Origin of the sequence: Halolamina sp., assembly GCF_036626355.1 — an archaeon.
GTDB lineage: Archaea > Halobacteriota > Halobacteria > Halobacteriales > Haloferacaceae > Halolamina.
In genome coordinates, this window is record NZ_JAZKRY010000023.1 from 11,776 (window position 1) to 34,966 (window position 23,191).

Here is a 23,191-nt window from a genome sequence, read left to right on the forward strand (position 1 = left end):
TCAAATCCAGTAACGAACCCATAAACACTTTCATGCACGGCGGGGATTGTTCCTGATAATGTCGACCCCCGCCGATATCCTCGACGACCTGACGGCCGACCTCGATGCGGTTTTCGTGTTCTCGCCAAGCAGCGGGTTCTTCGAGCGGTTCAGAGAACTCGAGGTCCCCCTCGTCGTCGTCGCCCCGGAGAACGTCGTCGATGCCGAGACGTACGTCGAACTTCCCCTGGAGTTCGACAACGTCCGCGACCGGATCAGGTTCGGAATCGAGGGGGCGATGGAGCGCAGCGTCGTCGACGACGGCGACACCGTTGGCTGCGTGGTGAGCGTCTTCGGCGGCGATCACGACGCCGTCATTCGCACGCGCGTAGACGAATCGATCCACTCGGGCGTCTACGACCTGTTCGCGAACTCCCGAGCGGACCCGGGGGTCATCCGCGACGTGTTCGAGGTCGCCATCGAACTGGGGAAGAAAGGGCAGAAGGGCAAGCCCGTCGGCGCACTGTTCGTCACCGGTGACGCCGGGAAAGTGATGAACAAATCCCGGCCGCTCTCCTACAACCCCTTCGAGAAATCTCACGTCCACGTGGGCGACCCCATCGTGAACGTGATGCTGAAGGAGTTCTCCCGGCTCGACGGCGCGTTCGTCGTCAGCGACTCCGGGAAGATCGTCTCTGCGTACCGCTACCTCGAACCGGGCGCCGAGGGCGTCGACATTCCGAAAGGGCTGGGCGCGCGCCACATGGCCGGCGCCGCAATCACCCGCGCAACCAACGCCACGGCTATCGTGCTCTCGGAGTCAGACGCGCTCGTCCGGGCGTTCAAAGGTGGTGAACTCATCCTGGAGATCGATCCGGAGGATTACTAATGCGCATCGCCCAGCTGCTCGACGAGACGCTCCTCAGCCAGGCCCCGACACGGTTCTGGCTCGCGCTCGCGCTGTTCGGCCTCGCGGTCGTGCTGGGCTGGGTCGTTACCAAGATCAACGCACATCTGCTACAGCGGGCGCGGCTCCCGGAGGCGATCGAAGGGACGGCGTTCGAGCGGACGGCACGGAGCGTCGGCACCTCGACGGTCGCAATCCTCGCACAGCTCTCGGGCTGGTTCATCGTGCTGTTGGGCGCCATCATCGCGCTCTCGGTCGCGAAACCGAGCTACGCCAGACAGTTCTGGTCACAGGCGACCGGCTTCCTGCCCGCGCTCTTCGTCGCCATCCTCATCCTCATCGTCGGCGTCGTCGTCGGCGACAAGCTGGAGCTCCTGCTCTCGGAGCGGATGCGGAGCGTGAAGCTCCCCCAAGTTGGGGTGGTGCCGACCATCGCGAAATACAGCGTCTTCTACGTCGCCCTCATCCTCGCACTCGAACAGCTCGGCATCGCGACCTTCCCGCTGGTCGTGCTGTTGGCGCTCTACGCGCTCGCGCTCGTCATCTTCGGCGTCGTCGCAGGGAAGGAGCTGCTCACCTCGGCGGCCGCGGGCATCTATCTGTTTCTCAACGAGCCCTACGGCATCGGTGACACGGTGAAAATCGGTGACCAGCGCGGCGTCGTGCAGGAAATCGACACGTTCGTTACCCACATCGAATCAGCCGGCGAGGAGTATATCGTCCCGAACAACCGGGTGTTTACCAGCGGCGTCGTCATCCTTCACGACGAGGAGAGCTGAGGTGATGCGCGTTACGGCCTAGTCTGCGCGCTCCATGGGCGTCGCGGGCACGCCCGCAACCGTCTCGCCCGCGGGCACGTCGTCGGTGACCAGTGAGTTCGCCGCGACCTGCGCGTCCTCGCCGATCTCGACGCCCGGGAGGACAATCGCGCCCGCGCCGATCATCGCCCGGTCGCCGATACGCACGTCGCCGAGGCGGTACTCCTCCTGGAGGAACTCGTGACAGAGCAGCGTCGCATCGTAGCCGATTATGACGTCCTCTCCGAGCGTGATTCGCTCGGGCCAGAACACGTCGGGTGTCGCCTCGAGCCCCCAGGAGACACCGGCACCGCAGTCGACGCCGAGGCGTGCAAGCAGCCAGTTTTTCAGCCGGAGGCTGGGCGAGAGACGAATCAGCCAGACGGCGAGGTAGTTCAGCGCTACCCGCCAGACCGGCTTGGCGTCCGTCCAGTACTGCAGGGAGTTGCGTGGCCCGGTCGTCGGGTGGCGGTCGAGTCGGTCGAACCGGGAGCCGTCCGCGGTCATACCCGAGCCTGTGGCCCCACCTACTAAAGGGGATGCGGGTCACCGCAGCCGCCGATGGTGGGTTCCCGTATCGTATCGACGACCTATCAGACAGATAGGCAGTATCCGCTGAATTCGGCCGCATCAACGGCTCTGGAGAGAGTGTGTGTTAACAAGACTCAAAGTAATCATATAACCCTCCAGCCGGTATCACTGCATACCATGAAGAAACAGGAGCTCATTCATCTCCACGGCCTTCTTTCGGAGGTTCGGTCCGAGTGCGCAGGTAGGGGAGATCTCGACCTGAGCGAGTACAAGTCGTTCGGTGTACAGCCAACATCCATCCACCGCTCGAAAACGGATCACAAGACGGCCGTGTTCAAGCTCGCCGACGGGCTGACCGCTTCGTTTGAAACGGAGCAGGTCACGCAGGCAGCCGACTGAACCGAGCAACGCGTCGTTCCTCCGACCACAACTCCGTGAGCCGCAGCGTCGCCCCCTCGAGAGTGTCAGTTACCGAGAGCGCCGGTTGCGCTCGACCATCTCCTCGAACTCCGGGAGAAGCTCCGCCTCGTCGCTCGCCTGCTCGTCGTCGGTCTCCACGGACGGTGGTTCCGGCTCGGACTCCGCCTCAGTAGTCTCGTCGATGACCGTACAGGAGAGCCGTTCGAGCGGAATCCCCTCCAGCCGCTGGCCGATCTCCGACCGGGCGATACGGACGGCGTGCTCCTCGTTCTCCACATCGTACACCGTCATCCCGAGTTCGAGCGCGGCGAGCCCTTCACCCGCGGCGACGGTGGCCGGCGGGAGTTCGGCGCCCCGAGGTGACCGGCGGCTTCGCGATTCGATATCGACGTAGCCCATGTCGTCGGCGAGCCACTCGCCGGCTTTCGAGACAGCGGCCTTCACCGCCGCCTCGGGCGTCGCAACGTCGTAGACCGGCACCGCAGCCTCCAGAACAACTCGGCAGTCCATCTCTCCTGAACGTTAGGACCGGCCGCAGTTGAACGTTCCGTGCCGCGGTAGCTATTTCCTGATCCGGTCCCACAACTAACGTATGAGCCATACGGCCGAGGTTGAGGGGATTCGGACGGGACGGACCCCGAACGGTGAGCAGGTGCCCGCCGCGCTGTTGCGGGCACGCGGAGAGTATCTTCCCATCTTCGTCACCGACGACCAGGCCGACGCCATCCACCGCGGGTTGGAGAACGAGCCGTTCGAGCGCCCGCTGACCCACGACCTGCTGGTCGAACTGGTGACTGAACTCGGCGGCGCGTTCGACCGAGTGCGTATCGATGACCTCCAGGAGGGAACCTTCCTCGCGAAAATCGAGCTACAGCGCTACGATGCGGGCAAGGCCCAGCCGATGACGTTCGACGCGCGCCCGAGCGACGCCGTCGCGCTCGCTGTCAGAGCCGACTGCCCTATCGAAATCGACGAGGAGGTGCTCGATGTCGCGGGGCGAAGCCGCGAGGAGCTGGGCGTCGAGGACGAAGGTTAGTTCGACTGCCCGGCTCGCTGGGACTCGATAATCCGGCGGGTGTCCTCGTCGATTTCGACGAGATGGCAGATGGGGTTCCCGGGGTAGACGACCGGGTTCTCCAGCATCCCGACCAGGAGCCCCGTGAACGGCGCCTCCATGGCGATGGCATCGGTTTTGAACGGGTTGGTGATCCGGCAGATGGTGTCGCCCTCGTGGACGAGCGCGCCGCGGTCGAACCGCATCTCGACGATGCCGCCGGCGTCGGCCCGCACCCACGTTTTCTCCCCCCAGCCGTCGACGATAGTGCGCCAGCCGGGGAACCGGACCGTCGCGTCGGGTTCGATCCCGTACTCCGCGAACACGCTGTGGACGCCGACGATGGCTTTGTCGATGAACTCCCGCTGGAAGCGGTGGGCCTCGCCCATCTCGATGGTGAGCGTCGGCGTCCCGTTCTGGGTCGCCTCGTAGCGCAGCATCCCGCTGGAGCCCTCGGTGTCCATGATGATGTTCGACCCGAACGCGTTCGCGAGGCGGGCAGCATCCTCGTTGCCCATGTCCGCGCGGACGTGGAACGCGTTGGTCCGGCCGCGGGTGGAGGTGTGAAAATCGATCCCGATATCGCAGGGCTCGATGAAGTTGCGCCAGATGTCGTAAGCGATGCGCCGGGAACTCGTGCTATCGGCGTTGCCCGGGAACGCGCGGTTGAGGTCCCGGTCGTACACCGGGAGATAGCGCTGCTGGGCGATGAAGCCCGGGACGTTGACGACCGGGAGACAGACGATAGTGCCGGAGACGTCGTGGTGCTCCCACTCGTGGGCGATCTCTCGGACGGCAGCGACGCCGTTGAGTTCGTCGCCGTGGACCGCCGCAGAGAGGAAACAGGTCGGGCCGTCCTCGGCACCGTTGATGACCGTGACGGGCATCCGCACCGGGTCGCCGAGATACGTCTCGCTGACCGTGTAGCGGATGTGAGCCGTCTCGCCGGGGTGGACGCTCCCCCCGTCGTAGGTGAAAGCGTCGCCGCCGTCGAAGGACATACCCCCGTTTCTGAGTGAAGGGCCTTAGTGCTCTCCATCTCCAAACACGCGGGCAGTCGAGGGAGCAACCGCGGGCCCGCCGCGGGAGTCGGCGGCTTTGAGTGTCCCCGCCGTGGACGTGCGGTCATGACCGAGACGTCGACGCTCGCGGAATCCTACACGGAGATGACCGAACTACTGCTGCCCAACGACACGAACAATCTCGGGCGGGCGCTGGGCGGCGCGGTGCTCCACTGGATGGACATCGCCGGCGCCATCTCGGGGATGCGTTTTGCGAACACGCAGGTCGTGACGGCGTCGATGGACCACGTCGACTTCATCTCGCCCATCGACCTGGGCGAGGTTGCAGTGGTTCAGGCGTACGTGTTCAATACGGGGCGGAGCAGTATCGACGTGAAAGTCGACGTGCGCGCCGAGGACCCTCGTGAGGGTGAGGAGCGCAAGACGACAGCCTCTTACTTCACCTTCGTCGCCCTCGACGACGACGGGAACCCGACGGCAGTGCCGGACCTCACGTGTCCGAGCGAGGAGGAGGAAGCGCTCCGTGAAGAGGCGATCGAGGGCCGGCGGGAGCAGTTCGAGAGCCTCGTCGAGCGGATGGGGGATTGATACTGCCGGACAGAAGTCAATACAGCGTTGCTCACCAGTCTCTGGCTCTCACACGAGCTGACGGCCGATTCACGGCGAGCGATGGTTGCATCGTTCTGTCCGGCAGTATGAGACAGCCACAGGAGCAGGCGGGCCTTAGTTGGCGCAGCCGATATCGACCCGTGGAAAGTTGGCAAACAGATGGCTTTGGTGTCGAACGTCTCAAACAGGACTGGGAGGGTTCGGGAGCAGCAGGTCCCGTTCCGGATTGCTGTCTAGAACCGAGGTTCGTGGTGAGCGCAGCGGGCTCGACTGGGCGCAGGAGACCAGGCGGTTCAGCTCGTTGTCGGCGGGGTGCGTTTCGCTTTGTCGTCGACGAGAATCTCCTTTCTCTCTGTAATCATCACAACGTGGTCCGGTGTCTCGAATTCGAGCTGCCACGAACTGCTGTTGTGGGTCTCGAGTGCTCGAATCGCTTCCGTGGAGACGTGAGTTTCCAGGGGGATTTCGAGAGCATCCGCCTCGACGTTCTTCGCATCAGCGATCGCCTCGACGACCCGCTCCAGTAGTGTGTATTTCATATGAATCAACTCGATACCAAGGGAATAAAGGCTTTGTGCTCTGGTACAAGATTTGATACTCGGACGATGGTTCGACGGTTCCGGACCGATGAGCGCGACGTGACACCGTCCCCCACCCGGGTTCCGTCCAGTTGCCGAGCGACACCGTCACAGTCCGTGCTCCAGGTCCTGGACGAGGGTCACGTCGATGGTGTTGTGTGGACGTGTCAGTTTCGCGGCCTTGAGCGGCCGGGCACGCGACGCGAGGCCGGGACGGCGACTCCTCCCGCGACGCGTCAGATGTGAAGTGATCGACCCCACTCGAAAATCGAACAGTACGAAGAGTATAGTCGCTGGAGCCAAAATGGCCACCCGTGCGTCGATGTGCCGTGTGGCTGGCCATTCTGCTCGTTGGGGCCGGTGTGTATGGCACGACCGTGCTCGGAGCCCCTGCCAGCAATCAGCCCGACCCCCAGCCCGACCAGCTCGTCGCACCCGCCGGGGCGGACAGTTACATCTGGCCGTACACGAGCCGGAGCCGGTCGACCGCGGACCGTACGCTGGCACTCAACGTCGTCGTCCACGGCGAGCCCGAGCAAGTGCACCGGATTTTTGTGGACCGAAAAGACGCCAACTGGACCGCCGCCGACCCGAACGTGACGGCCGATATTTCCCCGTGGCGGCCAGCCCACGGCTCAGTCAGGTACACGTATCTCACCACCGCCAAGAACGAGACTGGCCGCTGGGTTCCGGCCGAGTACCAACTCGCCGTCGGGAACTACTTCGGCCAGCAAACCCACATCAGGGCGTACCCGAGCGCGTCCAGGAATTGGACGGCGCTGCAGGCTCACACCGAGTACTGGGACTGGTTCCGCGTCCGGCATACGGTCACCGGCGTTGCTCCGGCTACGCAGTTCGTCGAAGAGGATCTGCGTGACGAGCCGTTCGTAGCCGAGGTCTCCAGGATACAGCACGGACACACGGGCGGCGGCAGTGCCGGCTGGTGGACTGTGGTGAAGTTGGGGCCAGCACTGCTCCTCGCTGCCGGTGCCGGACCGCTCACCTCTCGCCAGCTGTCGGTTCGTGACGCCGCTATCGTGGTCGGGCTCCTGGGCCTCGTCCTCGGCGTTCGCGCCTTCGGGCTCGCTGCGGAGGCGGTGTTCCCGGGCGTCAATCCGAAACTGTTCGTCGCGGTCGGCTACCCCGTACTGGCAGTCGGCCCGCCCTTGCTCGTGTCCGCGCTCGCGACAGACCGACCGGCACTCCGCGTTTCAGTCCTGGCAGCCGTCGGCCTGCTTACCGCAACCGGCCTCGATCTCACCTTCGTCGGGGTGGTTCACGTTCCGGACCGAATCGTATTCCACCGCATGACGGTAGCGGCGGCACTCGGGATCGTCGCGTTCGGAACGGCCCGGGATGACCGGCACATCGTCGGTGGTGGTCTTTCAGCGTGGGTAATCGCACTCGCTGCTCCGCTCGCTGGAGTCCTCTGAGTACCCAATGCTCGAGACACAACAGGACAAGTCGTCGGGATCCAACGGTTCGAGCAGCCGTTTCCGTTACCCCGATTCTGGCCGGGTTCCGAGCGTCAACGCCACCGTCTGTCGTTCCCCATCACGGATGAGGGTTACGTCGATCGTATCGCCCGGACTCGTCTCCAGGGCGAGATAGCTCCCGAGTTCACCCGTCGTCTCGACAGCTGTCCCGCCGAGGGCGACGATGACATCACCGCCGGTCGGCTGGACGGTTCCCTCCGTCTCCGTCTGACCCGTCGAACCCTCCAACACGCCCGTCGCCGGCCCAGCCGCGGGTACTTCGTCGACGTACACGCCGCTGGCGGCGTCGAGGTCGTTTGCCTTGGCCAGTAGCGGCGTCACCGAGCGGATGAGCACGCCCATATACGGGTGGTCGTAGCTCCCCGACTCCACGAGTTCCGGCGCGACTCGCTCGGTCAACGCGGCGCTGATGGCGAAGCCGACGTTCTCGCCGCCAGCCTGCGTAACCACGCCCGCAACCTCGCCGTCCAGAGTGACCAGCGGCCCGCCGCTGTTCCCCGGGTTGAGCGCGGCATCGGTCTGGACGCCGTCGGCGATGGTGAAGTTCTGTACGGAAGGGAGCGAGCGGTCCTGGCCCGACACGACGCCGGTGGTGAGCGAGCCGCCGAGCCCCAGCGGCGAGCCAACAGCAGCGACACGGGTACCAACGGGCACCTGTTCGTCGACGAATGGCAGTGGTTCAGCCTCGGGTTCGGGGACAGAAACCGAGAGCGCCGCGAGGTCACTGTAGCTGTCTGTACCGAGGATCTCCGCCAGCTCCCACTCGCCGTTGGCGAACTGGATGCGGACCGTCTCCACCTGGTCGACGACGTGGGCGTTCGTGACGACGGTGCCGTCGGCGTAGAGCCAGCCAGAGCCCTCGCCGACCGGTCCGGCGCGGCCGTAGACGCGCAGCCGCACGACGGAGGGCGAGACAGCCTCGTAGAGGTCGGCGAACGACTCGTCCGATTGGCGCTCCGGGCTCGCTGGCGCGGTACAGCCGGCCAGCGACGCGAGCCCGGTGCCCGCGGCGGCGAGGAACTGGCGACGGGAAGCGTCCATAGGAGTTTGTAGGCTGTAGCGCGAATAAACGTCCGGGTCGCGGTCCGGACGCAGATTGAAGAGGCTCCCGCCGAATGTGGGGCTATGGCGGGGCCGACCCCCGAACGGCTGCTTCGAACTGTCGAACGGTTCCCGACGCCCCCGGAGGCCGACCGGGTTGCGGAGGTGGACGACCTGCTGGGCGGCACGTACAGCAGGATGACTGAGTCGTGGTACCCCGAACTTCAGCGCCGTGCTGAGGCGTACGCTGCGGGGGACTGCCTCCGCGAGGAGGTGCTCGAACACGTCGAAGCCGTGCCCTCGTTCCGACTCACCGATGGCGCTGCCCCACTGCCTGACCGGCGTGAGGCGCTCGTGACCGCCGGTGCCAGTGTCACCGAGATAGCCGCTGTCTCGGAATGGTACCACCAACTCCGTGGGCTGGTCTCCGACAATCCGGCGGAGCTCTCACTCCTCGAACGGGTTCTGCACGATTTCGGCTACGCAGTGGCTCACGTGCTGTTCATCGGCGCATCGTCGCCCGCCCAGGTCGTCCGTCGGCTGCGGCTGGCCTACCAGTCTGTCGGCGTCCGGATCGACGAGACCGACTCCGGTGACAGCGGCGAGCGCACGACGTTCACCTGCCCGTACCGGAACGTCGCCGCCGGACGCTACGGCAACCGATGGGCCTGCCACGAGAAGCTGGACCGCGTGGACGACGGCTACGTGACGTATCTCGCGGAACGGGGGATCGACTATCAGCGGCCGCGGGCCTGTGCGCGCTCTCCGCAGTGCTACTCGACGGTCACCTGGAACAACGCGGACCAGTGGTGGCCGAAGACGCCGCCGGGGGCGGTCGCCAAGAGCGAATGACCGCACCCGACCACCAATCAGCGCCGACACACCGCGACACCGAGCAGGTCCGCCGGGTCCAGGAAAGCTACGGCCGGTGGGCCCGGCTCTACGACTGGTTCGCGCGCGCGACGGCCGGGCTCGGCGGCGTTCGGGCAGGCTGCCTCTCTGCGCTCGATATCGGTCCTGGGGACACCATCATCGAGTTCGGCTGTGGACCCGGAGTCAACCTGCCGGCCCTCCGGGACCGGGTTGGCCCGTCCGGGGAAATCGTCGCTGTCGACATCACCCGCCCGATGCTCGAGCGTGCGCGTGCGCTGGTCGTGCGCCGAGGCTGGCAGAACGTCTCGTTCGTCCAGGCCGACGCGACGACGCCGCCAGTCGCCTCCGCCGATGCCGTGCTCGCAACGTTCGTGACGTCGCTGTTTCCCGACCCGTACGCCGTGGTGCGTGGGTGGTCTGAGATCGCCGACCGGGTTGTCCTCGCCAACTTCGCGCCGCGCGGGAACTGGGCGGCGAACGCGGCACTGTGGGCGTTCACGCAGCTGAGTCCGCCCTTGTTCGACATGTCGGCGCGCGACTCGCTCGACCAGCTCGACAGACGAACCGCCGCATCGCGGCGCGCGCTCGAAGACTGCATGGAGACGGTCGAAACGACACGGTACGTGTTCGGGACGGTCTCGGTGAACGCCGGCCACCGGGAGCTGTAGCCCTCTCACCCGCGTCTACCCCGCCCAACTCGAATCACGACCCGGAGACGGTGGCTCTTCACTGGTCATCAGTGCCTTTCGATACAGTCACAAATTTCGGCGTGTGTCCGTGTGCTGGCCGCATAAGAGAGGGGTGAATCAGAGAGTTCCGTCGTCGAGATCGGGTTCCCGGTCGACAACCCCGACCAGCCGTTCCTGGGAGTCTCCGCCGCCAAATTCCGTGTCGTCGAACTCCAGGAGATGAGTCACCGCGGCGCCGACGTCGGGGAGAGAGTCGATACGGCCGAGGAGCACGACCTGGTAACGCCGGAGCTCGTCGAGGAGTCCGACGACGGAGGGCTTGTCGGGTCTCCCGTCGCTGGCAACTGCCGGGCGGTCGGGTTGGCCGAACGATGGGCCCTCCCACGGAGGGTACGAGGGACCGGAAGGACCCCTCGTCGCCGCGCTCCCCGGCGAATACAACGCGATTGAGCTCATCATCCCCTTCCAGGAAGGGGACGACGACGAACTACTCGCCAAGCGCGACAGGCGGCGCTGACTCCGCTGTTCAACCGGCGGGAGCTGGACCACGCGCTGAAGCAGGGGCTCACCGACCGGCAGCTGGAGGTGCTCGAAGCCCGCTTCTAATGCAGCTACTACGAGTGGCCGCGTGAGACCACCGGGGAGGAGCTGGCCGGACAGTTCGACCGCAGCCAGCCGACGCTCTCGAAGCAGCTCACCGGAGCCGAACGGACACTGCGCTCGCTGGAGCTCGAACAGGCCAACTGCGCGGTCGCTACCCTTTTTCGCCCGCGCCGCCAGTATCGGGTATGAGCCTGACCGTCGAGCCGCCGGCGCCGCCGACCCTCCAGTCGGTCGACCCCAACGAGTACGACGACGCGACCGTCGAGAGCGACGAGTACCACCGCGAGGAGCTGGAGGAGTTCCTGTACGATGGCGCCTGGGAGGAGGCGTTCGAGCAGTGGGCCGAGTCCGCAAAGCTCGACGAGAAAGAGTGGCGCGTCGTCGAGGAGCTCGGCCTCGTCGAGCGGTTCGACTTCTTCTGGGACGATTTCGCCGACCGCGTGGGCTACCACGCGCCGGGGCTTCCCGAGGACTGGAAGGAGCGCGAACTCCACATGGAGTTGGACTCCTGGGGGCAGGTGTCGGGCATCAATGCCGGACTGACGGAGCTCGGCCAGACCGTCTGTGACGTGCTCAAAGAGGAGTACGTCGACTGGGAGGCGGAGTTCGAGGCGCCCGACGACCTACCGGAGTTCGAGTAGCGCCTCCATCCCGTCGTCGAGGGGAAACACTCAGTATCGTGGGCGAAACCTGTCGGACCCACTCGAAGCCGGAACCAGCGGGGAGCGGAACTCCCGCCGCGTCGACGGCACGCCCTCAGCAACCGGTTCCGCACAGAACGCTCATACTGCCGGACAGAAGTCAGTACAGACTCGCTCACCAGTCTCTGGCTCTCACACGAGCTGACGGCCGATTCACGGCGAGCGATGGTTGTATCATTCTGTCCGGCAGTATCAGTGCCAGTCGGACTCCCCGTCCTCAGAGCGTGGCCCCGACGTGTGGCGAGTTCGTCGGGCTGGCGACTGGGTGGCTCGGCAGCGGTCGCTGCCGGGCCGGCTACCGTCGTCGGGTCGGCGGCACTGCCTGGTTGGTCGGACGCATCCGTGGCACCATCCGTGAGGCGACCGACATTTGGGGCGTCCTCGACCGACGGAGACGCTCTCATCGATCGCCGCGAGGTCGGCGCCACGGGGCTCCGCTAACCAGTCAGACCGCTCGGCGGAGCGCTCGTGGAACTCGTCCGAGCACCAGGACATACTCTGTGGGGCGCCACCGAAAGCCAAGAGAACATTCGGGGATGCGTGACCGCTCACTGCACCGTCCACAGCAGCAGCGCCCCCGTCCACACTCGCGACCTGAGCCCCGGAGTTCCCAGAAACGCCGGGATTATCAGTCCCGGACCGGTAGGAGCAGTAATGAGCCAGGACGCGGCCGATACGACTTCTGAGGGCGACCTCCGGAACACGGGGATGTCCCTCAAACACGACCGGGAGTGGGACTACGAGCTCGACCGTATCATCGAGGAAATCGAGGAGAAGGACGCCAAGAAAGTCGGCCTGCAGTTCCCCGAGGGGCTGAAACGGCGCGGTCCGGCCGTCGCCGACGACCTGCGGGAGCTGGCACCCGACGACGTGACGTTCATGCTGTCGGGCCAGCCATGCTACGGCGCCTGTGACCTCGACACGTTCCTGATGCGCCGGACGGACGTGTTCGTCCACTTCGGCCACTCGCCGATGAAGAACTCGGACAAGATCATCTACGTCCCCCTGTTTTCCAACGTCGACCCGTATCCGATGATGGAGGACGCCCTCGAGGAGCTCCCCGAGGACGACGTCGGGCTGGTGACGACAGCCCAGCACATGAACCTCTTCGAGGAGATGAAGGAGTGGCTCGAGGACGAGGGCTACACCGTCCACACCCGGCGCGGCGACGACCGGCTCACGCACGAGGGGCAGGTGCTCGGCTGCAACTACGCCTCCGCGGATATCGACGCCGACCAGGTGCTCTACGTCGGCGGCGGGAAGTTCCACCCCCTCGGGCTGGCGATGGAACATCCCGAGAAGAAGGTGGTCATCGCCGACCCCGTGAACAACGTCGTCACCGTGGCCGACACGGAGAAGTTCATGAAGCAGCGCTACGGCGCGGTCCACCGCGCGATGGACGCCGAGAAGTGGGGCGTCATCTTCTGTACCAAGATCGGGCAGGGTCGCTGGGAGACCGCAGAGCGCATCGTCGACGAGAACGAGAACGCCTACCTCATCACGATGGACGAGGTGACGCCTGACCGCCTGCGGAACTTCGATATGGACGCGTTCGTCAACACGGGCTGTCCCCGCATCACGACCGACGACGGCCCGCAGTTCCACAAGCCGATGCTGACCCCGGGCGAGTACGAGATCGCCATCGGCAACGAGCCGCTGGATAGCCTGGAGTTCGACACGTTCCACGGCACCTGGTAGCGCGGCCGATCGACGAGGACGTTTCAGTACGTTTCTGTTTCGGTTTCGAGTTCGTCCGCGGTCACGCGGAACAGCTCGCCCCGGTAGCTGACCGTGTACGGCTCGGTCACGCCGAAGGCGGGAACGACCGCGTTCTCCGCCACGAACCGAACTCTTTCGACGCCCTCCTCGAAGAACGGGAGCGTGTTCCGGAGCCGGTAGTCCTGAGCGGCCGTCTCGGGAATCAGGCTCCGCGGCTCCTCGGCGTCGTCGACGTGGGTGAGGACGAACTCGGCACGCCGCGCGTCGTCGCTATCGTCGCCCGTTCCCCGGACAGTCAGGGTATCGCCGTCACGCGAGGAATCGGTTACCGAATCAGTTGGTTCGAGGGTCAGTTCCGGGGCGTCGAACTCCAACAGGACGCCGAACCCGAAGTGGCCGTCGTCGTAATCCCCGAACCAGCCCCCCGTAGTAAACGCGTACTCGCCGCCGCCGAGGCCGGAGACGGTGCCAGAGTCAGTCCACGAACCGTACCATCGGTTAAACTCCTCGGGAAGTTCGTGCTCCGCGGTGAGCCGCCAGCTATGAGACTCACCCGATGGAAGCCGCATCAGCGGTTCCGGAATCTCTCGCGGGACGATGTAGAACCACTCGCCGCTCACGCGCTTCCAGAGCCCCCAGTCGTAGAAGTTGATGTGCAGCGTCGCCTCGGTGCCGTTCGCGAGCGTGAACTCGAACGTCGCCGGGAGCGACCCGGAGCGCGAGTCGGCGGTCAGTGCGAGAGGAACCGATTCCGAATCGGTTTCCGGGGCGCAGACCACCCGGTCGACCTCCATAGCGGGACAGGTGGAGTCACCAGGCGGAACGCCCGCATCAGGCGGTGTTCCCGTCGGGGTTCCATCAGGAGGCACGTCAGTCCCTGGAGAGGTCGCTGTCGGCGTCGGGTCCGACGTCGGGGACGCAGGGTCAGTAGCTGGACTGTCGGTACAGCCGGCGAGACCAAGAATTCCGAGGCTCGCGAGGAGGGCACGCCGTCGCATAGTCGGGTGTTTCGTGGCGGTCAATATAGGTTTTCCGTCTGTCAAGACTGGCAGGGGCGGCGATGATTCGTCCGCAGCTTGGGCCGGAGATTGACCGCGACGGCAACGCCTTTGGCCCGCCCGGGGGCACCAGTCGGTATGGAAATCGACACCTCATCGCTCGACACGTATCTCGAGGAACAGGGTCTCGACGGCTACGCCGTCTACGCCGACAGCGACGACTCGACACAGCGCTATCTCTCCGGCTTCAACGCGCCGGACCCGTTCCTCACGGTTTACACACTGGAGGAGACGGCCATCCTCACGTCCGGCCTGGAGTACGGCCGCGCGAGCAAAGAGGCCCGCGCAGAGACCGTCGAACGCACCTCGGACTACGACTACCAGGAGCTGCGCGAAGAGTACGAGTCGGCTGTCGCGCGAAACAAGCTCCACGCCGAGTTCCTGGCGGCGCAGGACGCTGGCGCCGTGGCGGTGCCAGAAACGTTCCCGGTCGGCAGCGCAGACGGCCTCCGCGAGGAGGGAATCGCGCTGGCGGTGGACGCCGACGGCGTCGTCGACGACATCCGGGCGGTCAAAACCGAGGCGGAGATCGAGAACGTCCGGGAGGCGACGCTGGCGAACGAGAAATCGATGCAGGCCTGTGAGGCGCTCATCGACGCCGCGGACATCGAGAACGGCGTGCTCCACCACGAGGGCCAGCCACTGACCAGCGAACACGTCAAAACGGAGATCGAGCAGACGCTCTTGGAACACGGCTGCGCGCTGGACGAGACCATCGTCGCCTGTGGGGTCGACGCGGCGGACCCGCACGACCGTGGGAGCGGCCCGCTGGAGGCGAACCGGCCGATCATCGTCGACATCTTCCCGCGGGACAAGGAGACGGGCTACCACTCGGATATGACCCGGACGTTCGTGAAAGGCGAGGCCAGTGACACCGTCGAGGAGTGGTACAAGCTCACCGCCGAGGCCAAGCGCGCAGCGTTCAGTGAACTGGAGGCCGGCACGACGGGCGAGGCGGTTCACGCCGCCGCCTGCGAGGTGTACGAGCGCGCCGGCTATCCGACACTCCGTGAGGATCCCGCAGCGGAGACGGGGTTCATCCACAGCACCGGCCACGGAATCGGTCTGGATGTCCACGAGAAGCCCTCGCTCTCCCCGCGCGGTGACGAACTGGAGGCCGGTCAGATCGTGACAGTCGAGCCGGGACTGTACGACCCGGCCCACGGCGGGGTACGGATCGAGGACATCGCCGTGGTGACGGATGACGGCTACGAGAACTTCACCGACTATCCGGAGCAGTTGGAGCTATAAGGGGTTGTTACCTGGTTCGGTTTCGAGACCGCGGAGAACGTGGTGAGGCCGCGGGAAAGCCCCTGACTCTCTCGACGTTGCTGGGACGCCGGCCGGTCGTTGGCGACCCCCCGGAATCGCCGTGGCTGCGCTCGCTTCGCCCCTCAACTCGCTAATACTGCCGGACAGAAGTCAATACCGAGTTGCGCACCAGCCGCTAACCATCACACCAGGTGACGGCCGATCCACGGCGAGCGATAGTTCCATCGTTCTGTCCGGCAGTATAAGTAGGGTTCATTCGGGAGATTTGCGACAGCTTTGTACACATCCACCGCAACGACAGCGAACAGCAACAGCGTCTCGAAGCTTGACCAATTGGACCGCACCGCCTTCTGCTCCGCGGTCACAGGTCCTCCCCACCCGGTTCGCTCAGGCTACATCCTCGCTCACCCCTCGCGCTTGCTCGCGGCATGAAGCCGCGAGCGTTTCGCACCACAGCCGCCGCGGCTGCGGTACAGTTGGGAGCGCGCCCTCGCCAGCAGTGCAGATCTGAGGCTGGCGGGGAAGTACGGCGGATTCGGCGCTGTGGCGGGCCTCGTGCCCGGCACCCTGCGGTCCATTTGTCCAGCACACTCCGCGGTGGCGGTCGCGATGCTGCTTGCGGTCCCAGAGTCCGTGGGAACTCCGCGGTAGTCGTTGCGGAGGCGATGCTGGTTGTGAAGGCGGGAGTCGTCGCGGAACCGGTTCTATCACTGAACAAATCTATACTCGAGAAACCGAAAAACGCCCGGCACCCGCCAAACCGGCCCACTCCCGAGAATCCTCGTTCCGGACACCTTTTCACCGAACCGCCGCCATTCACGAGTAATGACGCTCTGTATCGTCGGCGCGGGCGAGATGGGTCGGTGGTTCGCCGAAACCACCGACTACACCGCACTCGCCTTCGCCGACACGGATACCGCGGCGGCACGCGACGCGGCCGTAGCGTTCGACGCCGAGGCGATTCCGCTCACCGCGGGCACCCCTGAGACGCATCGAGAGTTCGAAACCGTCTGTCTGGCCGTCCCATTGCCTGTGGCAGCCGACGCCGTCGCCGACTGGGCTCCCTACACCAGGAACGCGATGCTCGACGTCTCCGGCATCATGGGCCCGCTCGTCGCAGCCATGCGCGAGCACCTGCCCGACCAGGAGCGCGCGAGCCTCCACCCGCTGTTTGCCCCGCAGCGGGCGCCGGGCAACGTCGCGCTCGTCGCAGATGCGGTCGGTCCGACGCTCGACCCACTGCTCGATGATCTCCGCAAGGCGGAGAACGAGCTGTTCGAAACCACGCCGGAGGAGCACGACGCAGCGATGTCAACGGTTCAGGCCAAAACCCACGCCGCCGTACTCGCGTGGGCGCTCGCAAGCGACGGTGAACTCCGCGAGGAGTTCCATACGCCGGTCTCCGCTGACCTCACCGAGCTCGCCGCGACCGTCACCGAGGGCGACCCCCGAGTCTATGCCGATATCCAGGAGAGCTTCCCGGGCGCCGACGCCGTCGCCGAAGCCGCTGAGACGCTGGCGGATGCCGATTCCGCGGCGTTCACCGAGCTCTACAGCGAGGCGGCGACCGCCGCCGAAGCTCTGCAGCCAAGCGAAGGAGACCAATGAGCGTCGACAAGGAACTCCTGTACAACACCGTGAACTACCTGCGGGAGGTCCGGCCGATCGACCCAGCGGAGATCCAGGAGTACTTCGAGAGTGGCCCGCACCCCGCTGTTGTCCGGCAGGCACTCCGCGAGGAGGCGTTCGACCTCGGAATCATCGAGCAAGCGGACGGAACGTTCACTCCTGCCCCGGAGGGGTCGGTGTCACCACCGGGTTGGGAAGCCGAACGGCTTCCGGCGAACTACGAGCACGTCGTCGCCGACCGGCTCCTCGAGCGGTTCGGCGCCAACTGGCACCAGGGGAAGTCCGGCGACGCGCTCCGGCAGGCCATCCGACGGCTCAAAGCCGACTACTACCACGGCAACCCCGTGGAGTACGACGAAACCGCGGTGCTTGGCTACGCGATCTATCACCTGCCGGACTACTACGCTGCTATGGGCTATATCCTCGACGACCTGACGGAGAACGGCAACCTTCCCCGACAGCTTCGCGTGCTCGACGTCGGCGCCGGCGTCGGCGGGCCCGCGCTTGCGCTCCACGATTACCTGCAGGAGGCCAGTGACGGCGAGATGCTCGTCGACTACCACGCGCTCGAACCCTCACCAGCCGCGGACCTGCTCGAGGAACTGCTGGCCGAGACGGGGCGGAACTTCCGAACGACCGTCCACCGCGAGACGGCTGAGGCGTTCGACTCGGAGTCGCTGGGGGACATCGACCTGCTCTCCTTTTGTAACGTGCTCTCGGAGCTCTCGGACCCCGCGGGGACCGCCGAGCGCTATCTCGACGCCGTCGTCGAAGACGGCACGCTGCTGGCGATGGCGCCGGCGGATCTCGAAACCTCGACCGGGCTTCGCGCGGTCGAGCGCACGCTCGCACGACCCGACTCTGGACCGTCGGTTTACTCCCCGACACTGCGGCTCTGGCCGGGAGAGACACCCGCAGACCGCGGCTGGTCGTTCGACGCTCGGCCCGACGTAGAGGCGCTACAGCTCCAGAAGCGACTCGAGACGGGGCGGGGCCAGTCCGACGCAGACCCAGAGGACGCCGAGGGGACGTTTCTCAAGACGACGGTGCAGTTCTCCTACAGCCTCCTGCGGCCCGACGGCGCGCGCCGGGTCGATATCCGGGCGTCGCCGGACCGTCATGCCAAGGCGGCAGAGATGGACCGCCACGTCAGCAACCGCGTCGACCTGCTGACGGTGAAGCTGAGCCCGGACCTCAGCCGACAGGGTGAACGGAAACGGGAGTACGGTTCGGACCCGAACCCGCTGTTCAAAATCGGCGACGGAAGCGAGCAGGTCGAGCAGTACGCCGTGCTTACGTTCGAATCCTCGCTCAACGGTGCGCTCCGGGAAGCGCCATACGGCGCGGTGCTCTCATTCGAGAACGTGCTCGTGCTCTGGAACGACGACGAGGGGGCGCACAACCTCGTCGTCGACGGGGAGACGGTGGTGGACCTCGTCGCTCCCTGAAAAATAACGCGGAGGTCCGCAGTCATCCCCTACGGCGTTTTTTCTCCGGCCGGTACCGCAACCTCCAGCCAGTTCTCCTCGGGCGGCAGCGGGCAGGCGAACGTCTCGCTGAAGGCACAGAACGGCGTGTAGGCGAGGTTGAAATCGAGTGTGACGATATCGCCGTCCGTCAGCGCCCGGTCGGGCTCGAACTCCATGTAGCGCCCGCCCTCGTAGCTCTGCTGGCCCGTTGTCTTGTCCCGGAACGGGACGAACAGCGTGTTCGAGTCGTCGTCTTCCTGCCGGTACGCGTGCAGCTCGCACTCCTCGCCACGGCGGTCGAACGCGAACGTCGCGACCCGGAGATACCGAACGGGCGGCCCGTTGGTCGTCTCCATCTCGACGGGGTCGGGATCGTCGTGGACCGTCACCTCGGCGTCGACGCGGTACTCCGTGGACGGCTCGAAGTAGTCCAGCCCGTCGAACGCCTCGCGTTCCCCGGGCTGCACGGGCGACTGTGGATGCTCGGCAAAGAACTCGTCTTTCTCCTCGCGGTTGGCACGCAACTGGTCAGCCCACTCGGGGTCGTCGTAGTCACTCATACCGCTTCTTCCCGGTCGACGGGCTTCAGTCCGGCGCTCCGCTCACTCGTCTACGCCCACGCCGCTCCGCGGCCGCCGCGGGCGAAAACTCACCGCCGAGTACAGGGCAGCTATCTGCGGTAGCGGAGCCCGAAAGACCCGTTCCGAACCCGAAAGGTGGGTTGATTGACGAACAGGCTATTAACCGCAGCCACCAGACACCCCGACATGTCGAAGCAAGTCGGGTTCGTCGAGCCACTACTCGACTCGGACCAGTTCTCGTACGGCGACGCTGATCGCACCCAGCGCGCGACCGACTGGGGGACCGATGACGCCGACGCCGTGGCGCCGGACGTGGTCGTCTGGCCCGAGTCGACTGCCGACGTTGCGGCCACCGTGACCGCGGCGAACGAGCACGGGGTCCCGGTCACCCCCTACGCCGCTGGCACCAGCCTCGAGGGCAATGCCGTCCCCGTCGAACGCGGCATCACCCTCGACCTCTCACGGATGGATGCCGTGCTCGACGTGCGGCCCGACGACCTCCAGGTCGACGTGCAGCCGGGCATCTTCGGCGACGACCTGAACGACGCCGTCGCCGAGCACGGTCTCCTCCTCCCGTCGCTGCCGTCCTCGGGCGCCATCTCGACCATCGGCGGCATGATCGCCAACGACGCCAGCGGCATGAAGACCGTGAAATACGGCGAGGTGGCCGACTGGGTGCTGGAACTCGAAGCCGTGCTCCCGACCGGCGAGGTCATCACGACGGGGAGCAAGGCCACGAAGACCTCCGCCGGCTACAACCTGAAAGACCTCCTCGTCGGCAGCGAGGGGACGCTCGGCGTCGTCACCCGTGCAACGATCAAACTCGCCGGCCGCCCCGAGGAGGTCCGCGGCGGGCGAGCAATCTTCGGCAGTCTCGAAGCCGCCGCCGATGCCGTCACCGACGCGGTCCAGTCCGGCGTCGACGTGGCCAAGATCGAACTCATCGACGCCTTCAGCGCCGAGGTCTCCAACGCGTTCCTCGACACGGAGCTCCCGGACGCCCCGATGGTGTTCGTGGAGTTCCACGCCGATCACGGCGTCGAGAACGAGGTCGCGTTCTGTCGGTCCATCTTCGAGGCCCACGACGTCCAGCGCTTCGAGGTCAGCGACACAGACGACGAGATGCGGGCCCTCTGGGAGGCCCGGCGCGAGCTCGCGGAGGCGTTCGAACCGTACGACCGGACCCTCTCTCCGCTCACGCCCGGCGACATCACCGTCCCCATCAGCAACTACACCGACATCATCAACTACGCGAAAGAACTCGGCGAGAAGCACGACGTGCCGGTAGCCTGTTTCGGCCACGCCGGCGACGGCAACGTCCACTACTTCGTCATGGTGGATCCGGAGGACCCCGATTCGGTAGCCGATGGGGAAACCATTTCTGCACAGCTCGTCGAGCGCGCGATCGAACTCGGGGGGACGGCAACTGGCGAGCACGGCATCGGCATGGGCAAGCGAGACTACCTGGCCAGGGAGTACAACGACGCGACCGTCGACGCCATGCGCGCCATCAAGCGCGCGCTGGACCCGAACGGTGTTCTCAACCCCGGAAAAATCTTCCCTGAGGAGGAGTCCCCACAGTAGCAGCGCCATCGCCCACGTACTCACGAGCCCACTCAGTTCCCCCAGTTCACCACGATTATGTCGGGCCAGGCGCCCGCTCAGACAACTGCCGATTGGCAAAACCCTAACCACCGCCCCACGCAACCACGAGTCGATGCACGTACTCGACTGCGGAACACTCGTTGACGGCGTTAGCGACAGTCCAGTGGCGAACGGCCAGGTTCTCGTCGATGACGGCCGCGTCGTCGACGCCGGCCCAGCCGAACACGTCGACGTTCCGGACGACGCAGAGCACGTTGACCACTCCGACGCGACGGTGATTCCGGGGCTCATCGACGCCCATCTGCACCTGTTCGGCAGCCGGTCGATGGAGCCGTTCGACTGGATGCGCGAGTCAAGTGAACTCGGCACCGCACGGGCGACGGCCGACCTCCGGAAGCTGCTCGGCTCGGGGTTCACCAGCGTCCGTGACGTGGGCAGCGAAACCGGGCTCGCGCTGCGGGACGCCGTCGACGACGGCACTATTCCCGGCCCGCGGGTGTACACAAGTTGGCGGAGCCTCTCCCAGACCGGCGGTCACGGCGACAGCCACTACCTCCCCTACGAGTGGGCGAACAGCGAGGCGGCCGGCGGCGGGCTGGCAGACGGACCCGCGGAATGCCGGAAGGAAGCCCGCAAGCGTGTCCGGGAAGGAGTGGACCTCATCAAGATCATGACCACCGGCGGCGTGCTGAGCGAGAAGGACGCCCCGGACCAGAGCCAGTTCACCGACGAGGAGATCCAGGCGTTCACCGAGGAGGCCCACCGGGTCGGCATCCCCGTCGCCTCCCACGCCCAGGGTGCACCAGGCATCAAGTCCGCGCTACGCAACGGCGTCGACACGATCGAGCACGGCTTCTACATCGACGACGAGTGTATCGAGCTGTTCGAGGAGACCGGCGCAACGTTCGTCCCCACCCTCGCCATCATGCACCGGCTGGTGACGGAAGGCGCAGACCACGGTGTTCCCGAGTACGGGCTGGAGAAAGCCAGCAACGCCCGCGACGCGCATTTCGAGTCGACCCGGAAAGCCTACGATGCGGGCGTCCCCGTCGCGCTCGGAACGGACTTCCTCGGGCCCGAGCTGGTGCCCCACGGGAAGAACGCGCTGGAAGCCGAACTGTTCGTCGAGGAGATCGGCATGAGCGAGCACGAGGCCATCGTCGCCGGCACCGCGACGGCCGCCGAGACCGTCGCCGATGACGATATCGGCACGCTGGAGGAGGGCAAGCACGCAGATATCGTCGTCTTCGAAGAGAGCCCGCTCGAGGATATCTCGAACCTCCACGAGCCGAGTACGGTGTACAAGGGCGGCGAGGAAGTGGCGCTCTAAGTGCCACTGTCGGAACGCTAGGCCCCCAGCCGCTCCGGCCCCTCACCGTCCCCCAGCTCCTCTGCAATCGCTCGCCGCTTCAGCAGGCTGAAGCCGGCGACGATGAGCAGGAACCCGGTGACCGTCGTCGCCCTAATCGCCTCCTCCAGGAACAGCCAGCCCGAGAGCGCCGCGAACACCGGCGCGACGTAGGAGACCATGTTGATCTCGATTGGACCGAGTCGGTCCAGGAGGTCGAAATACACCAGAAACCCCGCCGCGCTGGCGGCGATAGCCAGATACGCCATGCTCGCGACCGCAACCGGCGTGAGCGTCACGTCGGCGACGGACTCGCCCAGGCCAGAGCTGACGGCATGCATCAGGCCGGCGCCGCCGAGCATCGACCGGGTCTCCATCGACTCGATCGGCATCTCTGCGTCGAGCCAGCGGGTGAGCACGGGGTTCAGGCTCACGAGCACCGCGGCGAACAGCACCGGCGGGAAGTAGGCGAGCCCGGCCTTGATGGCCATGAACGCCGAGCCCCAGACCGCCGCCAGCAGGAGGAAAAATACGAGATTGCGATACCGGCTCATGTAGGCGGGAGCGCAGCGGCGGATAGCGCATTAGAAAGGACCCCGTCTGTCAGTGATCGGTCGTCTCTCCCCGCAACGGGGGGCGCTGCTGTCGGGATGGCCGGCCTCGCGAGCTGTCTGGCAGGGGGACGGGACGCTCGCGACGCGCGTCACCGACCAGCCGGCTGACGGCGGTGCGTTCGAGTCCTGTGCCGTCTCCATCGTCGGTATCTGGTTCAAACCCGCAGACCCCACAGCGACCGACGGGACAGAAGATTCGGGGCGCGAACAGATCAAGTTCGACCACGCTGCAGAGACTGAGCTGGTGAACGGCCAGACCGCTGACAGCAAACTGCTCGACAATCGCAAACTCGACACTGGAAGGGAGACCAGGTCGACGTCGCTGGCGTCGATGCGACGCTGAACGACGGGAGCGGCCCGCCGGTGAATTCTCCGGTGACGCGCCGCCGACGGTCACCCAGTCTTTCGAGGCTCGGGGCGACACCGGGGCCGTGTTCACCGCCGACTTCACCAGGTGACGCAGGACCCGATAGATACCGACGTCCTCCAACCAGTTGCCGACGGAACCGGTCTCGAGGACGAGGAAAGGCTACCCCGACTCGAAGAAGGCGTCGCCGTGGTCGTCGTACCAGGCGAACGCGAACAGTCGCTGTGCG

General features: G+C 65.8%; 25 protein-coding genes. 16 read left to right on the top strand and 9 right to left on the bottom strand.

Features of this window, described 5'->3' with window-relative positions; genetic code table 11:
* Nucleotides 1-58 precede the first annotated feature (58 nt).
* Nucleotides 59-868 (top strand): diadenylate cyclase DacZ, encoded by an 810-nt coding sequence (gene dacZ, locus V5A38_RS05475; RefSeq protein ID WP_332324735.1) that lies wholly within the window; start codon nt 59-61, stop codon nt 866-868.
* Nucleotides 868-1,665 (top strand): mechanosensitive ion channel domain-containing protein, encoded by a 798-nt coding sequence (locus V5A38_RS05480; protein ID WP_332324736.1) that lies wholly within the window; start codon nt 868-870, stop codon nt 1,663-1,665. The genes dacZ and V5A38_RS05480 overlap by 1 nt, the downstream gene beginning before the upstream one ends.
* Before the next feature lie 18 nt (nt 1,666-1,683).
* Here V5A38_RS05480 and V5A38_RS05485 read toward each other — a convergent pair whose 3' ends face one another.
* On the bottom strand, nt 1,684-2,190 hold the full coding sequence (locus tag V5A38_RS05485) for an acyltransferase (protein WP_332324737.1): 507 nt from the start codon (nt 2,188-2,190) through the stop codon (nt 1,684-1,686).
* Nucleotides 2,191-2,391: 201 nt separating this feature from the next.
* On the opposite strand from V5A38_RS05485, the gene V5A38_RS05490 reads away from it, so the two are divergent.
* The gene (locus V5A38_RS05490) at nt 2,392-2,613 is read left to right on the top strand and encodes a UPF0058 family protein (RefSeq protein WP_332324738.1); all 222 of its coding nucleotides are present in this window, start codon (nt 2,392-2,394) and stop codon (nt 2,611-2,613) included.
* A gap of 69 nt (nt 2,614-2,682) precedes the next feature.
* Here the strand turns inward: V5A38_RS05490 and V5A38_RS05495 are convergent, their stop codons facing one another.
* Entirely contained in the window at nt 2,683-3,144 is a 462-nt protein-coding gene (locus V5A38_RS05495; RefSeq protein ID WP_332324739.1) for a DUF555 domain-containing protein, read from the bottom strand.
* An 82-nt stretch (nt 3,145-3,226) separates the two neighbouring features.
* Between V5A38_RS05495 and V5A38_RS05500 the strand changes: the two genes are divergently transcribed.
* On the top strand, nt 3,227-3,670 hold the full coding sequence (locus tag V5A38_RS05500) for a bifunctional nuclease family protein (RefSeq protein WP_332324740.1): 444 nt from the start codon (nt 3,227-3,229) through the stop codon (nt 3,668-3,670).
* On the opposite strand, the gene V5A38_RS05505 is transcribed toward V5A38_RS05500, so the two are convergent.
* On the bottom strand, nt 3,667-4,689 hold the full coding sequence (locus V5A38_RS05505; protein ID WP_332324741.1) for a succinylglutamate desuccinylase/aspartoacylase family protein: 1,023 nt from the start codon (nt 4,687-4,689) through the stop codon (nt 3,667-3,669). The two genes, V5A38_RS05500 and V5A38_RS05505, sit on opposite strands and share 4 nt — an antisense overlap.
* Before the next feature lie 126 nt (nt 4,690-4,815).
* On the opposite strand from V5A38_RS05505, the gene V5A38_RS05510 reads away from it, so the two are divergent.
* Nucleotides 4,816-5,298 carry an acyl-CoA thioesterase gene (locus tag V5A38_RS05510; RefSeq protein WP_332324742.1) on the top strand — a complete coding sequence of 161 codons (483 nt, stop codon included), beginning with the start codon at nt 4,816-4,818 and terminating at the stop codon, nt 5,296-5,298.
* Nucleotides 5,299-5,612: 314 nt separating this feature from the next.
* On the opposite strand, the gene V5A38_RS05515 is transcribed toward V5A38_RS05510, so the two are convergent.
* Nucleotides 5,613-5,858: a HalOD1 output domain-containing protein gene (locus V5A38_RS05515; RefSeq protein ID WP_332324743.1), complete on the bottom strand. Its 246-nt coding sequence runs from the start codon at nt 5,856-5,858 to the stop codon at nt 5,613-5,615.
* 368 nt (nt 5,859-6,226) lie between these two features.
* Between V5A38_RS05515 and V5A38_RS05520 the strand changes: the two genes are divergently transcribed.
* Entirely contained in the window at nt 6,227-7,330 is a 1,104-nt protein-coding gene (locus V5A38_RS05520) for a hypothetical protein (protein WP_332324744.1), read from the top strand.
* A gap of 66 nt (nt 7,331-7,396) precedes the next feature.
* On the opposite strand, the gene V5A38_RS05525 is transcribed toward V5A38_RS05520, so the two are convergent.
* Nucleotides 7,397-8,434 carry a trypsin-like peptidase domain-containing protein gene (locus tag V5A38_RS05525; RefSeq protein ID WP_332324745.1) on the bottom strand — a complete coding sequence of 346 codons (1,038 nt, stop codon included), beginning with the start codon at nt 8,432-8,434 and terminating at the stop codon, nt 7,397-7,399.
* An 84-nt stretch (nt 8,435-8,518) separates the two neighbouring features.
* On the opposite strand from V5A38_RS05525, the gene V5A38_RS05530 reads away from it, so the two are divergent.
* Both V5A38_RS05530 and V5A38_RS05535 read left to right on the top strand, forming a co-directional pair.
* Nucleotides 8,519-9,286: a hypothetical protein gene (locus V5A38_RS05530; RefSeq protein ID WP_332324746.1), complete on the top strand. Its 768-nt coding sequence runs from the start codon at nt 8,519-8,521 to the stop codon at nt 9,284-9,286.
* Nucleotides 9,283-9,975 carry a class I SAM-dependent methyltransferase gene (locus tag V5A38_RS05535; RefSeq protein WP_332324747.1) on the top strand — a complete coding sequence of 231 codons (693 nt, stop codon included), beginning with the start codon at nt 9,283-9,285 and terminating at the stop codon, nt 9,973-9,975. Before V5A38_RS05530 ends, V5A38_RS05535 begins: the two co-directional genes overlap by 4 nt.
* Nucleotides 9,976-10,113: 138 nt before the next feature.
* On the opposite strand, the gene V5A38_RS05540 is transcribed toward V5A38_RS05535, so the two are convergent.
* Nucleotides 10,114-10,452 carry a hypothetical protein gene (locus V5A38_RS05540; protein WP_332324748.1) on the bottom strand — a complete coding sequence of 113 codons (339 nt, stop codon included), beginning with the start codon at nt 10,450-10,452 and terminating at the stop codon, nt 10,114-10,116.
* Between the two features lie 332 nt (nt 10,453-10,784).
* Between V5A38_RS05540 and V5A38_RS05545 the strand changes: the two genes are divergently transcribed.
* Nucleotides 10,785-11,240 carry a hypothetical protein gene (locus V5A38_RS05545; RefSeq protein ID WP_332324749.1) on the top strand — a complete coding sequence of 152 codons (456 nt, stop codon included), beginning with the start codon at nt 10,785-10,787 and terminating at the stop codon, nt 11,238-11,240.
* Nucleotides 11,241-11,954: 714 nt separating this feature from the next.
* The gene (gene dph2, locus V5A38_RS05550) at nt 11,955-12,998 is read left to right on the top strand and encodes a diphthamide biosynthesis enzyme Dph2 (RefSeq protein WP_332324750.1); all 1,044 of its coding nucleotides are present in this window, start codon (nt 11,955-11,957) and stop codon (nt 12,996-12,998) included.
* 23 nt (nt 12,999-13,021) lie between these two features.
* Here the strand turns inward: dph2 and V5A38_RS05555 are convergent, their stop codons facing one another.
* The gene (locus tag V5A38_RS05555) at nt 13,022-14,017 is read right to left on the bottom strand and encodes a hypothetical protein (RefSeq protein WP_332324751.1); all 996 of its coding nucleotides are present in this window, start codon (nt 14,015-14,017) and stop codon (nt 13,022-13,024) included.
* Nucleotides 14,018-14,155: 138 nt separating this feature from the next.
* Here V5A38_RS05555 and V5A38_RS05560 point away from each other — a divergent pair, with 138 nt between their 5' ends.
* The 3 genes from V5A38_RS05560 (at nt 14,156) to V5A38_RS05570 (ending at nt 18,426) form a co-directional block, all read left to right on the top strand.
* Nucleotides 14,156-15,328, top strand: a complete 1,173-nt coding sequence (locus V5A38_RS05560) for a Xaa-Pro peptidase family protein (protein ID WP_332324752.1) — start codon at nt 14,156-14,158, stop codon at nt 15,326-15,328.
* Between the two features lie 846 nt (nt 15,329-16,174).
* On the top strand, nt 16,175-16,957 hold the full coding sequence (locus V5A38_RS05565; RefSeq protein ID WP_332324753.1) for a prephenate dehydrogenase: 783 nt from the start codon (nt 16,175-16,177) through the stop codon (nt 16,955-16,957).
* A complete protein-coding gene (locus V5A38_RS05570) occupies nt 16,954-18,426 on the top strand; it encodes an SAM-dependent methyltransferase (protein ID WP_332324754.1) in 1,473 nt (490 codons plus the stop codon). Before V5A38_RS05565 ends, V5A38_RS05570 begins: the two co-directional genes overlap by 4 nt.
* Before the next feature lie 29 nt (nt 18,427-18,455).
* Here the strand turns inward: V5A38_RS05570 and V5A38_RS05575 are convergent, their stop codons facing one another.
* Nucleotides 18,456-19,007 (bottom strand): DUF1684 domain-containing protein, encoded by a 552-nt coding sequence (locus tag V5A38_RS05575; RefSeq protein WP_332324755.1) that lies wholly within the window; start codon nt 19,005-19,007, stop codon nt 18,456-18,458.
* Between the two features lie 207 nt (nt 19,008-19,214).
* Here V5A38_RS05575 and V5A38_RS05580 point away from each other — a divergent pair, with 207 nt between their 5' ends.
* Both V5A38_RS05580 and V5A38_RS05585 read left to right on the top strand, forming a co-directional pair.
* A complete protein-coding gene (locus V5A38_RS05580) occupies nt 19,215-20,612 on the top strand; it encodes an FAD-binding oxidoreductase (protein ID WP_332324756.1) in 1,398 nt (465 codons plus the stop codon).
* A gap of 133 nt (nt 20,613-20,745) precedes the next feature.
* Entirely contained in the window at nt 20,746-21,963 is a 1,218-nt protein-coding gene (locus V5A38_RS05585) for an amidohydrolase family protein (RefSeq protein ID WP_332324757.1), read from the top strand.
* 17 nt (nt 21,964-21,980) lie between these two features.
* Here the strand turns inward: V5A38_RS05585 and V5A38_RS05590 are convergent, their stop codons facing one another.
* A complete protein-coding gene (locus V5A38_RS05590; RefSeq protein ID WP_332324758.1) occupies nt 21,981-22,535 on the bottom strand; it encodes a DMT family transporter in 555 nt (184 codons plus the stop codon).
* A 52-nt stretch (nt 22,536-22,587) separates the two neighbouring features.
* Here V5A38_RS05590 and V5A38_RS05595 point away from each other — a divergent pair, with 52 nt between their 5' ends.
* Entirely contained in the window at nt 22,588-22,938 is a 351-nt protein-coding gene (locus tag V5A38_RS05595; protein WP_332324759.1) for a hypothetical protein, read from the top strand.
* Nucleotides 22,939-23,191: the final 253 nt, after the last annotated feature.

What these genes read in the sequence shown, in the direction of transcription:
- V5A38_RS05590 (WP_332324758.1), bottom strand. Translation starts at nt 22,535, where the DNA reads ATGAGCCGGTATCGCAATCTCGTATTTTTCCTCCTGCTGGCGGCGGTC.
- V5A38_RS05490 (WP_332324738.1), top strand. Translation starts at nt 2,392, where the DNA reads ATGAAGAAACAGGAGCTCATTCATCTCCACGGCCTTCTTTCGGAGGTT.
- V5A38_RS05500 (WP_332324740.1), top strand. Translation starts at nt 3,227, where the DNA reads ATGAGCCATACGGCCGAGGTTGAGGGGATTCGGACGGGACGGACCCCG.
- V5A38_RS05545 (WP_332324749.1), top strand. Translation starts at nt 10,785, where the DNA reads ATGAGCCTGACCGTCGAGCCGCCGGCGCCGCCGACCCTCCAGTCGGTC.
- V5A38_RS05575 (WP_332324755.1), bottom strand. Translation starts at nt 19,007, where the DNA reads ATGAGTGACTACGACGACCCCGAGTGGGCTGACCAGTTGCGTGCCAAC.
- dacZ (WP_332324735.1), top strand. Translation starts at nt 59, where the DNA reads ATGTCGACCCCCGCCGATATCCTCGACGACCTGACGGCCGACCTCGAT.
- V5A38_RS05540 (WP_332324748.1), bottom strand. Translation starts at nt 10,452, where the DNA reads ATGAGCTCAATCGCGTTGTATTCGCCGGGGAGCGCGGCGACGAGGGGT.
- V5A38_RS05495 (WP_332324739.1), bottom strand. Translation starts at nt 3,144, where the DNA reads ATGGACTGCCGAGTTGTTCTGGAGGCTGCGGTGCCGGTCTACGACGTT.
- V5A38_RS05555 (WP_332324751.1), bottom strand. Translation starts at nt 14,017, where the DNA reads ATGCGACGGCGTGCCCTCCTCGCGAGCCTCGGAATTCTTGGTCTCGCC.
- V5A38_RS05515 (WP_332324743.1), bottom strand. Translation starts at nt 5,858, where the DNA reads ATGAAATACACACTACTGGAGCGGGTCGTCGAGGCGATCGCTGATGCG.
- V5A38_RS05565 (WP_332324753.1), top strand. Translation starts at nt 16,175, where the DNA reads ATGACGCTCTGTATCGTCGGCGCGGGCGAGATGGGTCGGTGGTTCGCC.
- V5A38_RS05485 (WP_332324737.1), bottom strand. Translation starts at nt 2,190, where the DNA reads ATGACCGCGGACGGCTCCCGGTTCGACCGACTCGACCGCCACCCGACG.
- V5A38_RS05535 (WP_332324747.1), top strand. Translation starts at nt 9,283, where the DNA reads ATGACCGCACCCGACCACCAATCAGCGCCGACACACCGCGACACCGAG.
- V5A38_RS05480 (WP_332324736.1), top strand. Translation starts at nt 868, where the DNA reads ATGCGCATCGCCCAGCTGCTCGACGAGACGCTCCTCAGCCAGGCCCCG.
- V5A38_RS05505 (WP_332324741.1), bottom strand. Translation starts at nt 4,689, where the DNA reads ATGTCCTTCGACGGCGGCGACGCTTTCACCTACGACGGGGGGAGCGTC.
- V5A38_RS05580 (WP_332324756.1), top strand. Translation starts at nt 19,215, where the DNA reads ATGTCGAAGCAAGTCGGGTTCGTCGAGCCACTACTCGACTCGGACCAG.
- V5A38_RS05510 (WP_332324742.1), top strand. Translation starts at nt 4,816, where the DNA reads ATGACCGAGACGTCGACGCTCGCGGAATCCTACACGGAGATGACCGAA.
- V5A38_RS05525 (WP_332324745.1), bottom strand. Translation starts at nt 8,434, where the DNA reads ATGGACGCTTCCCGTCGCCAGTTCCTCGCCGCCGCGGGCACCGGGCTC.
- V5A38_RS05530 (WP_332324746.1), top strand. Translation starts at nt 8,519, where the DNA reads ATGGCGGGGCCGACCCCCGAACGGCTGCTTCGAACTGTCGAACGGTTC.
- V5A38_RS05570 (WP_332324754.1), top strand. Translation starts at nt 16,954, where the DNA reads ATGAGCGTCGACAAGGAACTCCTGTACAACACCGTGAACTACCTGCGG.
- V5A38_RS05560 (WP_332324752.1), top strand. Translation starts at nt 14,156, where the DNA reads ATGGAAATCGACACCTCATCGCTCGACACGTATCTCGAGGAACAGGGT.
- dph2 (WP_332324750.1), top strand. Translation starts at nt 11,955, where the DNA reads ATGAGCCAGGACGCGGCCGATACGACTTCTGAGGGCGACCTCCGGAAC.
- V5A38_RS05585 (WP_332324757.1), top strand. Translation starts at nt 20,746, where the DNA reads ATGCACGTACTCGACTGCGGAACACTCGTTGACGGCGTTAGCGACAGT.